This window comes from Achromobacter mucicolens (assembly GCF_902859725.1).
Lineage (GTDB): Bacteria > Pseudomonadota > Gammaproteobacteria > Burkholderiales > Burkholderiaceae_B > Achromobacter > Achromobacter mucicolens.
The window spans coordinates 124,929-138,164 of sequence record NZ_CADIJP010000006.1 but is presented as its reverse complement, the minus strand read 5'-3'; the positions used below and the strand labels follow the sequence as shown (position 1 = coordinate 138,164).

The following is a 13,236-nucleotide window of genomic DNA, read 5'->3' as shown; positions in this document are numbered from 1 at the left end:
ATATCGGCGGCAAACCTGCAGGAGATCGAGGCTGGCCAGCCGGCTCACGGCTTGGCCAGTGCATCGATCGTGACGTCCAGCAGCGCTCGCAGTCGTGCAACACGACGCAGATCCCGGTGATAGCCTAGCCAGACATCGCGACCCGGCGGAGCCTCGCCCAAGTCGATTCTTCGAATGCCGGGCGTCATATCACCAAGCAGACATGGCAGCACTGCCAAGCCCGATTTCTCAGCACACATACGTGCTTGAACGCCGCGGTTGTTGCTGCCGAACACGATCCTTGCTCCAGGCAACATCCGCTTGATCCATTCGACATCGGGCAAGGAACCGAATGCGCTGTCCATGCTGATCAGTGCATGGCCGGCACCGTTGCCTGGTGACGGCGGGGCGATGTCAACGTGCCCGTATAGCGCATAGTCGATCCGCATCAGCTTACGTTGAATGATGTCGGACTCTTCGAAAGGGACGATCCGGAACAAGAGATCCGCCTCGTGCCGCGCAAGGTTGTACAGGCGTGAATCCGTGAGCAGCTCTATTGAGATGCCCGGATGCTGTGCCAGAAAGCGCGCGAATACCGGCGTGAGGACGTGGATGCCGAACCAGTCCGATGAAGAGACCCGCAGCAGCCCGCTCAGTTGCGTTTCTTTTCCCGTCAGCGCACGCGTAAAGCCCAGCGCCTCTTCCTCCATTCGTTCGGCGTAGGCGAGCACCGCCGCCCCATCATCGGTCAGGACAAATCCATCGCTCGTCCGCTGAAAGAGCGTATGCCCAAGCGCTTCTTCAAGCGCACGCAGCCTGCGACCCATCGTGGGCTGGGTTTGGCCTAGCTGCTTTGCCGCACGGCCCAATGTGCCGCAACGGGCAATCGCCAAAAACACGCGGACATCGCTCCAGTCCAGGCGCATGTCATTCATTTGTGTTTAATAGTTGTGCAGAAATGTGGATTTACATGCGTTATAGCATAGTCAATGATGACGGCATTGGTCGGTCATTCGACGGGCCAGATACTCGTAAGGAGTTGATGATGACCATGCAGGCGCTCGTTCTAAACCGTCATAACGGTCCACTTGAGTTGACCGAAATTCCCATGCCGCAACCGGCCCACGGGCAAGTGCGCGTGCGCATCGCCGCAAGTGGCCTCAATCCGCTGGATACCAAGATTCGCGCCGGCAGCGCCGCGCACGCAAAGCATCCGCTGCCGTTGGTGCTGGGCATAGACATGGCCGGCGTGGTCGATGCCGTCGGCCCCGGCGTGTCCACTTTTCGCGTCGGTGACGAGGTCTACGGCATGACGGGAGGAGTCGGCGGCATCCAGGGTTCGCTGGCCCAATATGCGGTCGTGGATGCGGACCTGCTTGCCATCAAGCCGGTAAACCTCTCGATGCGTGAAGCCGCGGCGCTGCCCCTCGCATTTATCACGTCATACTCGGGCATCGTCGACCGCGCGCGTTTGCAGGCCGGTCAAACTGTGTTGGTGCAAGGCGGCGCGGGCGGTGTCGGTCATGTGTCGGTGCAACTGGCGCGCGCGTTGGGCGCCCGTGTTTTCGCCACGGCGGGTTTGCGTGACCACGATCTTGTTGCGCGCCTCGGGGCAACGCCCATCGACTACCAGTCCCAGTCAGTCGAAACGTATGTGGCTTCGTTCACGCAAGGCGCTGGCTTCGATCTTGTCGTTGACACCGTGGGCGGTCCATCGCTTGATGCTGCATTTGCCGCGGTGAAGCACTTTGGGCATGTCGTCAGCGCGTTGGGGTGGGGCACGCATGCGTTGGCGCCGCTGTCGTTCCGCGAGGCCACTTATTCTGGAATATTCACCCTGTATCCGCTGCTCACAGGCCAGCATCGCGCCCACCACGGCGCGATGCTCCGCGAGGCCACATGGCTGGTCGAAGCCGGCAAGCTCATGCCGAATCTCGATCCCCGGCGGTTTGACCTGCGTTCCGCGGAAAGTGCCTACGAAGCTATCTCGACTGCAACCGCGAGGGGGAAAATCGTGGTGGACGTGGCATGAGGCTCGCAACCCGCATTGCTGGTGGCGACATCGGTTGGCGATGGGCTGCGGACTCAATTGATCATTCCTTGCACGGCGCTATGGTTCCGAGCCCCGGGACTTCGCGTGCCGCGCCGCAATCCATGACAAGGTGCCGACGTCGGCCCCTCCAGACTCGATGACGGTGGTGCCGGCCATCATCAATCCGTAACCGTGCTCCTCCTCCCAGGCGCAGCGGAAGTCCAGGCCGATATAAGGCGCGCCAGCGACCGGGTGGAGGGTGATGCTGTTCAGACGGATCAGTTTCCGCAAGGCTTGGCCATCCCAGTGCTGCGGCAACCGGAAGGCATCATCGTCCAGAACGACGCCATCCTGCTCGGCGCGCAGGCGCGGCAGATCCGCCAGCATCGCCTTCATCACCGACTGGTAGAACTCCTCGTCATGGTCCAGCAGCCAGCGCGCCGCTTCGATCATCGTTGACGCCGGCGCTTCGCCGGAGCCATCGTCATTTTCAAAGAAAGCGATGACCTCCCCGGCTTGTGCGATCGCATCGTCGCGCGCGTAGCCCTTTGAAGCGGGAAGGGCATCGGCGCCGCGCAATCGCGACGTTGCGGGCAGTGGCAACGCGGTGATCCAGACGCACCACGCGCTTTTCGGCCCATAGAGCGTAGGCAGTCCCGTTACCGAAAGCGGCACATAATCTGATGGAATCTGGCCGGTATTCATTGAATCGCTCCTTGGATCTTTGTTGAGGCGACGCCAGCTTCAATCGCCGGTCGTGGCCGCCGTCAGGGCAGTCAGCGCCGCGAGCAACGCCGTGTCGGCACCGTCAGGCGCAGATGCCACCGCCGTGCGCACCTTTTGCGCCAAAGCGCTGTTGAAATCGGCCGCAATGTCGGTGCGCAGTGTGACCCGCCGGCCGGTCTTGTCCAGAAGCATGTCCGGCGCTACCCCCACCGAGTCCAGCCGGGCGCCATCGGCGCGGTGGACGCGGGCGGTGGTGATCACCAACGCGCCCTGGTTGCCGGGCAGGGACCGCACGGTCTGGATCGTGCCCGCGCCCAGGGTTGCCGTGCCGATCAGCAAGGCCCGGCCGTGGTCCTGCAGCGCGGCCGCCACGATCTCGGCGCCGGCGCCCGTGCGGTGATCAACGAGCACCACCACCGGAACCCCCTGCTGAACGAGGGGGGCGCGGGCGCGCAAGGTGCGCGCATTGTCCGGCGTGCGACCGCGCAGGCTGCCAATCTCGGATCCTTCGGGCAGCACCACGCCGGCGACCAGTTCGGCGGCGTCGAGCAGCCCGCCGGCGTTGCCGCGCAGGTCCAGCACCAGTCCCGCCAGCGGCGCTTCGGCATGCGCGGACGCTGCGTCGAGCGCGTCTTTCAACTGGCGGCCCGTCCGACTGTCGAAAGCGGAGATCCGGATCACCGCAATCGCGCCATCCAGGTCCCAACGCACCGTGGGAGGCGCCTGTACAGGTCCACGCACGGGCTGCGCCGTGATCGCGCTGGCCGAGCCCGGCCGGCGCAGTGTGAGCGTGGTGCGGGTGCCTGCCGTGCCGCGCAGCAATGCGACGGCTTCTGGCAAGGGCAGGCCCGCGGTGGCACGGCCCTCCACGTGGGTCACGATGTCGCCGGACTGGACGCCGGCGCGTTCGCCCGGGCTGCCGGGCAGGGGCCGCACGACGGTCAGGGCACCGTCCCGGATCGACAACTCCAGGCCGACGGATGCCGGCGGGGCTGCCAGTTCAGCGCGCGTTGCGACGCGGCTGTAGGGGTCCAGACCCGCCATCATGCCGCGCAGGGCCGCGTCCAGCGCCATCTCGCGCGGTGTGCCGTCGGCAAAACGCAGGATTTCGCCGGTCAGGATGCGGATCTGGGGTGTCATGCCTTCCGTCTGATGCCCGGTCAGGACGGCCTGGTCGATCGCGGCCTTGCGGGATGGATCTTCAGCGCCTGGCAGCGCCTTGAGCGCGCTCAGGCCGTTCACCACGAGTACACGTGAATCCAGGGGATCAACGTACTGGTTTACAACCTGAGTCATGGCAGATGCGAGCGTGGCTTCGATCTCCTGGCGCGTCATGGCCGCGGCAGACGCGTGCACGATCGTGCACGCCCACAGCAGGGCGCAAAGCGATTGTCGCAGCGCACGCCCGCGTCCGGCGATCGATGCCTGCTTTTTCGCGGGCGCTGGCCCCGTCCCGCTCGAAGGCGGAGATAGTAAGGGCGCGCAGACGAGGTCGGTCCGGAACGCTCCAGCCCAAAAGGCAAAGAAAAGTTTCGTCATCCTGCGCGATCCTACCGGCAAGCGAAAGACTGATGGAGTGCCTCGCTGACCAACGGGCCGGCATTCTCTTCGAGCCGGCTGGCTGGCAGCTTGGTCAAGTAGCTGTATACCCTGTCCTTCAATTCGTGGGGCAGGACGCCGGTCGGGCTGCACCAGAGCGCGCCTTGTGTCTGGTCCGCGATCCCTGCCACGTAGGCCTGTGCATAGGCGGAAGAGAATTGGCGGCGAAGTGATGCGTCGTGAAGCGCCGAGGGCATCCGACCTTCCAGGGCCGCAGCCAGCTCGACACCGGTAAAGTGCCAGGTCCGGGCTTCCTGCGCCTGGCTGATCGCGCAGGCAGACAGCATGACAACCAGTGCTACGCGTCTCATTGACATCTTTACCCTTTGGCCCGCGCGGTGGGGCCTGTCATGTACCTTCTGTTTTTCTACGGATATCGCAGGCCTGGTCTCAAAGACGGTCGAGTTGATCTCGCGGGTGGAACTTGGCGTCGTCTTTGCCGTCCAGCATCGCGTCTACCATCCCCTCGAATGCGCCCGCGGCATGACCGAACGCATCGGAAGCCAGAAACTCGGATCCGCCTTTTCCGGCCAGTCCAAGCGCAGCAACGGTTTCCCGTTCGCCTTCCTCGCCCCAGATGTAATCGTGAACCACCGCAAGGCCTCGACCCTCTGCCTCGAGAAAATCGGCCGCGCCTCGCGCTACCGTCAGAAAAACGATGAGGTCGTAGAGATTTTCGGAATAGGTCAGCGATCCCGCAACGAAGTGCGTGTCCGAAGAATCGTAGGCCGCAACCTTGATGTTGTCGGCCTCGGCGGATTGCATGATGGCCCGCAGCGCCGCGCGATTGTCCGAATGGCGAGCCAGCATGGCGTCGCATTCCGAAACAAGCTTGCCCAAATCCTGGTCGCTGGAGGCAGCCAAATCCTTGCCTTCCGACAGATGCCACTGCCCGCCAATGGTGCGCCAATCCGACCATCTTGATGCCGCAGGCACAGGGGCAGCGAGCCATCGGGATAGATTCTCGCGGGATATTTGGAGTTTGAGAAAGGCGGAGTAGGGTTCGGACATGGCAGCTATCGATCGTCAGGTTCTCAGCAACTTTGCTTTTATCAAAATGACGGTGCAAATTCTACGGTTGCGTCTTCACCACGGCCTGCCGCAGGATGTCGTAGACCGACAGGCCCGGGAGTCGCGAGAAGAAGGTGTTTCTATCGGCGGAAGCTGTCCACGCGGACCACAGCGTCAGCACGGAAAGCTGGCCATGCTTCCATGCGACCAGTGCCTCGATGTCGCCCGCGTCGCGGCCCTTCTTGTCTTCGACGGAAAACCGGAAGGTGCGCGCGGCGAACCCCTGGTCCGCCAACGCACTATCCTCTTCGCTCGACACCAGCACGGGAGGCTGCGCGTCGGATGTCTGCTTGACGAAGTAATCCTTCACGAGCGTGGCGCCGGCTGTTTCAAGGTCGGGTTTCTCCTTCATGTTCTGAACGAATAGCCAGACCAATCCGACATCCTTTCCGTTCTTACGCCTGACCATGTGCAGCTCGGCGGGAAGTGCTCCGTGAAAATCGTTGATGGGAATGTCCCATCCATCCGGGATGCGAATCCGGTGTTCCACGTTGCCGATACGAAGCGGGATATCCTGCATCTCCCGTCCGAAACTCGATTGCTGCCCGTTGGCCCACGAAAGACTGTCAATGAGCGCCGTGGCGTATTGATCGGCTTCATGCACCAGGTTGTTCGCGGCATCCATGCTGGCGGCACGGCTCACGTCGACGATGAAGAAAACGCCCACCGCCTGTTTTTCGCGGACAAAGCAATAACTGATAGCGGCGCTCTTCGGCTTCCCGTTGTCGGCTTTCTGGGACAGAAGTCCCACTTCTGTCAGGTCGTCCGAGCTTTTGGAGATTCGTGGTACATACCCGAGTGCTTCCACTTCGAAAGTGCAGAGTCGCCATGCCGTGGCGGGTGCCGGCAGGTTGTAGCCCAAAATGCTGGTCTCGATCTCCGGATTGTTTTTATCCGACGTGATTTTTCCAATTACCTTCACGTTGCCGATGGTGTCCGGCGGATTGGGTTCCATCGGCGCCGTCTGCACCTTCGCATCTCGTGGAACGCTGCTTTCGAAATTCAAAGCGGGCGCTGAAAAATCGAACTGCCGGGTTACCCGTGGTCCGCCATCAGGCGATGCGTCATTACCTAGAGCGAAAGCCGATCCCATGGTAGTCAGCGCCAAAATTGGCACCGTGAAGATCGTGTTGACAAGGCAAAGATTGGGTTTCTTGGTGCTCACTTGCGTCCCTCGATTTGACCTTCTGGGCGGTAATGATCCAGGTGGTACCGTCGCTTATCGCCGACGCTGGGGGCGCTATCAAAGAAGGCGTGAAGCTGCCGTTTCCTACCGTATGCTTCTGGGCGGTTGCAGACTTGGTGGCCGTCTGCTTCCGACCCGTAACGGACGTTTAGCCGTTTAGAAGTAGGAGCGAACAACCTCTATCTTTCCAGCGGCCAGGAGCTCCCATAATCGGACTGCTTTCTCTTGTGGAAGCGCTTCAATCTCTCTCATTGGGCACAATTCGGTCCCATAATCTTGATCGGCCCACTCGTTCAAGCGTGCAATCCCACTACGTGTAATTTGAATCTCGTACATGGGCCCTTCGTCATAGCCATATGTTAGCGAACCATCGCCGTGCTCGTCATAGTCTCCCTCAGTCATGCCCGGCAAGTTCTCTTCGTATAGCTCTTTTACTGCTGCCGAGATCTCATCATGCGTTGGCATCTCTACTTCCTCGCCATATCTTCGCAGCAGATAGCACCACGGATTACTCATACAAGTCCTTTTCGCATTTTGTCGTTGAACTTCCGTGACGATATCAGGCAATGTCCGCTTCTGGCCGAACGCGGCCACTGACTACAGGGGCACCGGGCCTTTCCATGCAAGGCACGGCCTTCCTCTCGTACAGCTCCCAAGGTAAAGCCGAGCGCCTCGAGATGTCCGTGCCCCCTCCGAAATGCCCGTATGCGCATCCCCCGAATCCGCGGGCTTAGACTGTTGCGCAAATTTAATCGCGCCTTTCGCGAAGTTGGCCTTCTACAACTGCAAGCTCTCCGTTCGCAAAGAACGAGAAGTCGCCCGCGCCATGGCTGGCGTTACTAGGCAAAGCCAAAAGCCGAACGCCATTCCCCCCGCTCCAGGTTTCCCCTAATCAAATTTCCCTTGCGGAAAATCAATGCTCTATAGGACACTTTGTGTCATAGCGCCGCGACGGCGCATACAAGGGGAATGGCATGAAGGTCTTGGGCATGGTGGCAGCATTGGCGTTGACGGCGGGATTGGCGGGACACGCGCAGGCGGCGTTTCCAGAGCGGTCGATCCGGCTGGTGGTGCCGTTTGGCGCCGGCGGCATCACGGATATCGTGGCGCGGCAGGTGGGCAAGGGAATGGGGGACGTGTTGGGGCAGGGGGTCGTGATCGAGAACCGGCCAGGTGCGGGGGGCGTGATCGCGGCGCAGGTGGCGGCGACGGCCCCGGCCGACGGGTACACGATATTCATGGGGACGGTGGGCACGCAGGTCGTGAACCCGCTGATCTACGCCAAACTCAGTTATGACGCGGACAAGTTTGCGCCGGTGGGGATGGTGTCCGGGTCGCCCTATTTGCTGGCCGTGCGTGCGGGTTTGCCCGCCGCGTCGTTCGCCGAGTTCGTCAAGTATGCCAAGGCCAATCCCGCCAAGCTGAATTTCGGCTCGGCTGGCAACGCCAGTTCGCCGCACCTGGGCCTGGAGCTCCTGAAGCTGACGGCCGGCGTGGACATTGTGCATGTGCCGTTCAAGAGCGGCAGCGAGGCCGTGAATGCCGCGATCGGCGAGCAGGTGGATGTGGTGATGGACGCCAGTCCGGTCATCATGCCGCACGTTACGTCGGGCAAGTTGCGGGCGCTGGCGGTGGCGTCGGACAACCGGCTGCCGTCTGCGCCCGCGGTGCCAACCAGCATCGAGGCGGGCGATGCGGGTCTGCAGATCAGTTCGTGGAATGCGTTCTTCGCACCCGCCGGCACGCCGCCGGATGTGGTGGCCGCGCTGAGTGCGGCCTTGCAGAAGACGCTGGCCTCGCCCGACTTGAAGGAACGGCTGGCGGCGCAGGGCACGCAGCTTTATTCGGGTACACCCGAGGAATATCAGCGCTTCATCGGCGGCGAAAAGACCAAGTGGGCCGAGATCGTGAAGCGCGCCAATATCAAGATGGATTAGGAAATACGCATATGGAAAGGAGCTACGCATGAATACCGGGGCGTCCCACCCGCTGGCGGGCAAGCCGCTGGAACTGGCCGATACGCTGCGGTCGGGCAACGCATGGAAGATCCGGCTGGCCTGCGGGCTGATGGGCCTGCCGGTCAAGCGGCGCACGTTCGACATCGTTCAGGGCGACCTGGAAACCGAGGCCTTCGCGCGCATCAATCCGTGGCGGCAGGTGCCGGCGCTGTTGACACCGGAAGGGCAGTGGCTGGCGGAGTCGCAGGCGATCCTGTGGTATCTGGGCATGGGCACGTCGTGGCTGCCCGAGGACCGGCTGGCGCAGGCGCAGGTGTCGAGCTGGTTGAGTTTCGAGCAGACCCAGCACATGCACGAGTTCGCGCAGCCGCGCCTCTTGATCCACCTGCGCCAGACCGCCAAGACGGATGATCCTGACATGGTGGCGTGGCGCGCGGCGGGCATGAAGGCCGCCGCGCTGATGGATAGCCACTTGGCTGGCCGCGAGTTTTTGGTGGGCGCCTCGCCCACCATCGCGGACATCGCGCTGTACCCATACACGAGCATGGCGGGCGAGGGCGGTTACGACCTGTCCGGCTTTGCGAACATCACTGCCTGGCTGGCTCGCATGCGGGCCTTGCCGGGATTTACGCCGTTGATGGAAACGGCATGACGGAGACATGATGGCCGATACGATGCACCTGGGAAAGGACGAACTGATTGCGCGCGCGCAGGCCGAGATGCAGCGTCAGTTCGACACCCCGCAATGGACCTTGCGCGAGCGGCTGGCGCTGACCTGCCGCATCCTCTTTGACGGCGGGCATGATTCGGGCCTGGCGGGCCAGATTACGGCACGCGCCGACGCGCCCGACCGCTATTTCACGCAGCGTTTGGGGTTGGGCTTCGATGAGATCACGGCAAGCAACCTGCTGCTGGTGGACGAAGACCTGCGCGTGCAGGAAGGCGGCGGCATGCCCAATCCGGCAAACCGCTTTCATTCGTGGATTTACCGCGCGCGGCCCGACGTGAACTGCATCATCCACACGCATCCGCTGCACGTGGCGTCGCTGTCGATGCTGGAGGTTCCGCTTGAGGTCTCGCACATGGACAACTGCCCGCTCTACGGCGACGTGGCGTTCCTGAAGGACTGGCCCGGTGTGCCGGTGGGCAACGAGGAAGGCGAGATCATTTCCAAGGCGCTGGGTTCCAAGCGCGCCATCCTGCTGTCGCATCACGGCATGCTGATTGCGGCCGGGTCGGTGGAAGAAGCCTGCGTGCTGGCGCTGCAGTTCGAGCGTGCCGCCCGCATGCAGCTGCTGGCGATGGCCGCGGGCAAGATCCAGCCGATTCCGCCGGAGTTGGGCCGCGAGGCGCACGACTGGATTCTGACGCCCAAGCGGTCGCAGGTGGGGTTCTCGTACTACGCGCGCCGCGCCCTGCGGGCGCATCCGGATGCGCTGAGCTAGGCGAAGCAGGGCGGGGCGGCTCGACGGCGGCGGGCTTTTGGGGCATTCTTGCCGGTTGTATTTGCGCATTCCCTGCCCATGATCGACCTGCCGCACCGCCTACGCACCTTGCGCCGCCAGCAAACCCTGTCCCTGGAACAGCTGGCGCAGCGCACGGGATTGACCAAAAGCTATCTCTCCAAGCTGGAGCGGGGCCTGAGCGAGCCGTCCATTTCCACGGTGCTGCGCCTGGCCGAGGCCTATGGCGTGGGCGTATCCCAATTGGTCGGGGACGATGGCGCCGCGCAAGACGAAGTGGTCAGCGTGGTGCGGGTGGCCGACCGGGAGGCCCTGCAGCGGCGCGGCCTGGGCAGCGAGTACCATTACGAGTCGCTGGCGGGGCGGCGCAAGGTCAAGGCGATGGAGCCTTTCGTGGTGCATCCGCCGCGCGAATTTCCGGACGCCGCCGCGGTGTTTCCGCATCCGGGCGAGGAATTCCTGCTGGTGCTCAAGGGCGCCATCGAGGTCCACGTGGGCGAACGCCAGTTCCGCCTGGAGACCGGCGATTCCGTCTATTTCGACTCAGAATTGCCGCATCGCATGCGCACCGTCAGCCGGGCCATGGCCGAAGTGCTGGTGGTGGCGGCGCACTGAACGCCCGGGGCCGGCGCGCTGATTCGCTATTGAATGACACAGGATCAACCATGAAAAACGATCAATCGCGGCTTGTCCGCATCGATGCCGGCCCGATGAAGAACCCGGTGCCCGGCAAGCCGCGCCGCCCGATTTCGGGCGATGCCGCGTTTCGTACCGTGACCGCCTTTGAAGGCAACGCGGGCAAGGCCGAGGCCGGCGTGTGGGAAAGCACGGCGGGCTCGTTCCAGTCCAACACCACCGGCTACATCGAATTCGGCTATATCGTCGAAGGCGCCGCGCGTCTGGTGGACCCGGACGGCACGGTGCACGAGCTGACCGTGGGCGAAGCCTTTGTCATGCCGGAAGGCTATACGGGCCGCTGGGAAGTCGACCACTTCGTCAAGAAGATCTATTTCATCACCCGCATGGGCTGCCCCGCTCTTCTACACCCCGATCACACCCCGGAGCAATCCTCATGACCGCAATTCCCGCTGCCCCCACGCCGGGCGCAGCGCTGCCCGCCCGCACCGCGCAGGTGGATGTCGTTTCGATCCAGTCCCAGGTCGTCTACGGCTATGTCGGCAACAACGCCGCCATGCCGGTGTTCCGCAAGGCGGGATTGCGCGCGATTGCGCTGCCCACCGTCATCCTCAGCAATACGCCGCACTATCCCACGCTGCACGGCGGGGCGGTGCCGCTGGATTGGTTCGAGGGCTTGCTGCAAGGATTGAATGAGCGGCGCGTGAGCCAGGTGGCGCGCGCGGTGGTCTGCGGATATCTGGGGCAGCCGGGGCAGGCCGGATTGCTGGCGCGATGGCTGTCGGCCGTGCGGGCCTCGCGTCCTGAGCTGCGGGTGTTCATCGACCCGGTGATGGGCGACCGCAATGACGGGCTCTACGTGGACGAGGGGCTGGTCGCGCAGTATCGCGATCTCCTGGTGCCGCTGGCCGAGGGCATGACGCCCAATCATTTCGAGCTGGAATTGCTGGTGGGCCGCCCGCTGTCGTCGGTCGACGAAGTGGTGACCGCCGCCCGCGAGTTGATCGCGCGCGGGCCGCAGTGGATCGTCGCGACCAGCGCCGCGCCGATGACGGCGGCGCCCGGCACGTTGCAATTGGTGGTGGTCACGCAGGACGACGTGACGGTGGTGACTCACCCCGAGATCGCCATTCCGCCGTCGGTGCATGGCACGGGCGACGTGTTCATGGCGGGGGTGTCGTCGCGATTGCTGAACGGCCTGACACTGGTTCAGGCGGTGCGCGAAGCGGCGGCCCAGGTCACGGTGACGCTGCAGCGCACCCGCGAACTGGGCTGGGAAGAACTGGCCGCCGAGGGCTAGCCGCGGGCGGGGCGCGCCCCGCCTGGCGCGCCTTCAGTACGTCTTGTACGGCAGGAACTTGCCGCTCATCACGATCTGCACGCGGTCGCCCTTGGGGTCGGCCTCGCGCGACAGGTCCATCTTGAAGTCGATGGCGCTCATGATGCCGTCGCCAAACTCTTCATTGATCAGCGCCTTGAACGTGGTGCCGTAGACGTTGATCAGTTCATAGAAGCGGTAGATCAGCGGGTCGGTGGGCACGGTGCTGGGCAGCGAGCCCTTGTAGGGCACGACCTGCAGCTGCACGACGGCGTCAGCGGGCAGGTCCAGCACGCGTGCGGCGGCCTGCGCCTGTTCCTCGGTCATGGTCATCTGGCCCAGCAGCGCGGCGGTGGTCCATTCCTTGCTCTGGCCGACGGCTTCGGCGATGGCGCCCCACGAGAGCTTTTTTTCCAGCTTGCGGGTGACGACGAGTTCGGTGACTTCAGCGCGGGACATCATGGTGGTTCACTCCTTGTGGATGGCCTTGTCGACCAGGAAGTCGACGAGATGGTTTCGGATGTCGTAATAGCGGGGTTCGTGATGCAGACTGGCGCGCGTGCGGTCGCGCGGCAGGTCCACGGTGACGGATTCGGCGATGCGGGCGTAGGGACCGGCGCTCATGAGCAGGATGCGGTCCGACAGCAGGATGGCCTCGTCGACATCGTGCGTGATCATGAAGACGGTCTGGCGGGTTTCCTGGACGATGGCGCGCAGCTCGTCCTGGATGGCGCCGCGGGTCAGCGCGTCCAGTGCGCCAAAAGGTTCGTCCAGCAGCAGCATCTTGGGCTGGATCGCAAAGGCGCGGGCGATGCCCACGCGCTGCTTCATGCCGCCGGACAGTTCGCAGGGCTTCTTGCCGGCGGCGTGACCCAGCCCCACCATGTCGAGGTAACGCTGGCTGTGCGCGCGCACCTGTTCGCGGCTGTAGGCGGGCCAGCGCGAGCGCACGCCGAATTCCACGTTTTGCAGCGCCGTCAGCCACGGCAAGAGCGCGTGCGCCTGGAACACGACGCCGCGTTCCAGCGACGGCCCCGAAATCTGGCGGCCGTCCATGATGACGATGCCTTCGTTGCTGTCGTCGATGCCGGCCAGCACGTTCAGGATGGTGGTCTTGCCGCAGCCGGAGTGGCCGATGACGCAGACGAACTGGCCCTTGTCGATCTGGAAATCGATGTTCTCGAAAACGGGCGGTTGCGGACGGCCATCGCGCCCTGGGTAGCGCTTGCCCAGCCCTTGGACCTGCAGAAAAGATTGGCTCATGCGCG

At 63.4% G+C, this 13,236-nt stretch carries 16 protein-coding genes; 7 read left to right on the top strand and 9 right to left on the bottom strand.

Features of this window, described 5'->3' with window-relative positions; genetic code table 11:
- Positions 1–44 precede the first annotated feature (44 nt).
- Entirely contained in the window at positions 45–914 is an 870-nt protein-coding gene (locus HV786_RS09360; protein ID WP_128827503.1) for a LysR family transcriptional regulator, read from the bottom strand.
- Positions 915–1,024: 110 nt separating this feature from the next.
- Between HV786_RS09360 and HV786_RS09355 the strand changes: the two genes are divergently transcribed.
- Positions 1,025–2,011 (top strand): zinc-dependent alcohol dehydrogenase family protein, encoded by a 987-nt coding sequence (locus tag HV786_RS09355; protein WP_128827527.1) that lies wholly within the window; start codon positions 1,025–1,027, stop codon positions 2,009–2,011.
- Positions 2,012–2,089: 78 nt separating this feature from the next.
- Here HV786_RS09355 and HV786_RS09350 read toward each other — a convergent pair whose 3' ends face one another.
- The 6 genes from HV786_RS09350 to HV786_RS09325 all read right to left on the bottom strand — a co-directional run bounded on the left by HV786_RS09350 (position 2,090) and on the right by HV786_RS09325 (position 7,160).
- Positions 2,090–2,716, bottom strand: coding sequence for a DUF6985 domain-containing protein (locus HV786_RS09350; RefSeq protein WP_218895206.1), 627 nt, complete (start codon positions 2,714–2,716; stop codon positions 2,090–2,092).
- Between the two features lie 39 nt (positions 2,717–2,755).
- A complete protein-coding gene (locus HV786_RS09345; protein ID WP_175210602.1) occupies positions 2,756–4,093 on the bottom strand; it encodes a S41 family peptidase in 1,338 nt (445 codons plus the stop codon).
- 194 nt (positions 4,094–4,287) lie between these two features.
- The gene (locus tag HV786_RS09340) at positions 4,288–4,623 is read right to left on the bottom strand and encodes a Rap1a/Tai family immunity protein (protein WP_252870113.1); all 336 of its coding nucleotides are present in this window, start codon (positions 4,621–4,623) and stop codon (positions 4,288–4,290) included.
- 103 nt (positions 4,624–4,726) lie between these two features.
- Positions 4,727–5,347, bottom strand: coding sequence for a hypothetical protein (locus HV786_RS09335; protein WP_128828204.1), 621 nt, complete (start codon positions 5,345–5,347; stop codon positions 4,727–4,729).
- 61 nt (positions 5,348–5,408) lie between these two features.
- Entirely contained in the window at positions 5,409–6,572 is a 1,164-nt protein-coding gene (locus tag HV786_RS09330) for a hypothetical protein (RefSeq protein ID WP_128828203.1), read from the bottom strand.
- Between the two features lie 177 nt (positions 6,573–6,749).
- Positions 6,750–7,160 carry a hypothetical protein gene (locus HV786_RS09325; RefSeq protein ID WP_128828202.1) on the bottom strand — a complete coding sequence of 137 codons (411 nt, stop codon included), beginning with the start codon at positions 7,158–7,160 and terminating at the stop codon, positions 6,750–6,752.
- Positions 7,161–7,567: 407 nt separating this feature from the next.
- Here HV786_RS09325 and HV786_RS09320 point away from each other — a divergent pair, with 407 nt between their 5' ends.
- The 6 genes from HV786_RS09320 to pdxK all read left to right on the top strand — a co-directional run bounded on the left by HV786_RS09320 (position 7,568) and on the right by pdxK (position 11,950).
- Positions 7,568–8,530 (top strand): Bug family tripartite tricarboxylate transporter substrate binding protein, encoded by a 963-nt coding sequence (locus tag HV786_RS09320; RefSeq protein ID WP_128828201.1) that lies wholly within the window; start codon positions 7,568–7,570, stop codon positions 8,528–8,530.
- 28 nt (positions 8,531–8,558) lie between these two features.
- On the top strand, positions 8,559–9,203 hold the full coding sequence (locus tag HV786_RS09315; RefSeq protein ID WP_128828200.1) for a glutathione S-transferase family protein: 645 nt from the start codon (positions 8,559–8,561) through the stop codon (positions 9,201–9,203).
- Between the two features lie 10 nt (positions 9,204–9,213).
- Positions 9,214–9,996 (top strand): aldolase, encoded by a 783-nt coding sequence (locus tag HV786_RS09310; protein WP_128828199.1) that lies wholly within the window; start codon positions 9,214–9,216, stop codon positions 9,994–9,996.
- 78 nt (positions 9,997–10,074) lie between these two features.
- Positions 10,075–10,629: a helix-turn-helix domain-containing protein gene (locus HV786_RS09305; RefSeq protein WP_056323110.1), complete on the top strand. Its 555-nt coding sequence runs from the start codon at positions 10,075–10,077 to the stop codon at positions 10,627–10,629.
- A gap of 50 nt (positions 10,630–10,679) precedes the next feature.
- The gene (locus HV786_RS09300) at positions 10,680–11,090 is read left to right on the top strand and encodes a cupin domain-containing protein (RefSeq protein WP_128828198.1); all 411 of its coding nucleotides are present in this window, start codon (positions 10,680–10,682) and stop codon (positions 11,088–11,090) included.
- Positions 11,087–11,950 (top strand): pyridoxine/pyridoxal/pyridoxamine kinase, encoded by an 864-nt coding sequence (pdxK, locus tag HV786_RS09295; protein ID WP_128828197.1) that lies wholly within the window; start codon positions 11,087–11,089, stop codon positions 11,948–11,950. The genes HV786_RS09300 and pdxK overlap by 4 nt, the downstream gene beginning before the upstream one ends.
- A 33-nt stretch (positions 11,951–11,983) precedes the next feature.
- On the opposite strand, the gene cynS is transcribed toward pdxK, so the two are convergent.
- Positions 11,984–12,427, bottom strand: coding sequence for a cyanase (gene cynS / locus HV786_RS09290; RefSeq protein WP_056324548.1), 444 nt, complete (start codon positions 12,425–12,427; stop codon positions 11,984–11,986).
- Positions 12,428–12,436: 9 nt separating this feature from the next.
- Entirely contained in the window at positions 12,437–13,231 is a 795-nt protein-coding gene (locus HV786_RS09285) for an ABC transporter ATP-binding protein (RefSeq protein ID WP_063954410.1), read from the bottom strand.
- Positions 13,232–13,236: the final 5 nt, after the last annotated feature.

Excerpts from the sequence above, each read along its gene's own strand:
- HV786_RS09360 (WP_128827503.1), bottom strand. The coding sequence starts at position 914 with ATGAATGACATGCGCCTGGACTGGAGCGATGTCCGCGTGTTTTTGGCG.
- pdxK (WP_128828197.1), top strand. The coding sequence starts at position 11,087 with ATGACCGCAATTCCCGCTGCCCCCACGCCGGGCGCAGCGCTGCCCGCC.
- cynS (WP_056324548.1), bottom strand. The coding sequence starts at position 12,427 with ATGTCCCGCGCTGAAGTCACCGAACTCGTCGTCACCCGCAAGCTGGAA.
- HV786_RS09335 (WP_128828204.1), bottom strand. The coding sequence starts at position 5,347 with ATGTCCGAACCCTACTCCGCCTTTCTCAAACTCCAAATATCCCGCGAG.
- HV786_RS09350 (WP_218895206.1), bottom strand. The coding sequence starts at position 2,716 with ATGAATACCGGCCAGATTCCATCAGATTATGTGCCGCTTTCGGTAACG.
- HV786_RS09300 (WP_128828198.1), top strand. The coding sequence starts at position 10,680 with ATGAAAAACGATCAATCGCGGCTTGTCCGCATCGATGCCGGCCCGATG.
- HV786_RS09315 (WP_128828200.1), top strand. The coding sequence starts at position 8,559 with ATGAATACCGGGGCGTCCCACCCGCTGGCGGGCAAGCCGCTGGAACTG.
- HV786_RS09285 (WP_063954410.1), bottom strand. The coding sequence starts at position 13,231 with ATGAGCCAATCTTTTCTGCAGGTCCAAGGGCTGGGCAAGCGCTACCCA.
- HV786_RS09340 (WP_252870113.1), bottom strand. The coding sequence starts at position 4,623 with ATGCTGTCTGCCTGCGCGATCAGCCAGGCGCAGGAAGCCCGGACCTGG.
- HV786_RS09320 (WP_128828201.1), top strand. The coding sequence starts at position 7,568 with ATGAAGGTCTTGGGCATGGTGGCAGCATTGGCGTTGACGGCGGGATTG.
- HV786_RS09310 (WP_128828199.1), top strand. The coding sequence starts at position 9,214 with ATGGCCGATACGATGCACCTGGGAAAGGACGAACTGATTGCGCGCGCG.
- HV786_RS09305 (WP_056323110.1), top strand. The coding sequence starts at position 10,075 with ATGATCGACCTGCCGCACCGCCTACGCACCTTGCGCCGCCAGCAAACC.
- HV786_RS09355 (WP_128827527.1), top strand. The coding sequence starts at position 1,025 with ATGACCATGCAGGCGCTCGTTCTAAACCGTCATAACGGTCCACTTGAG.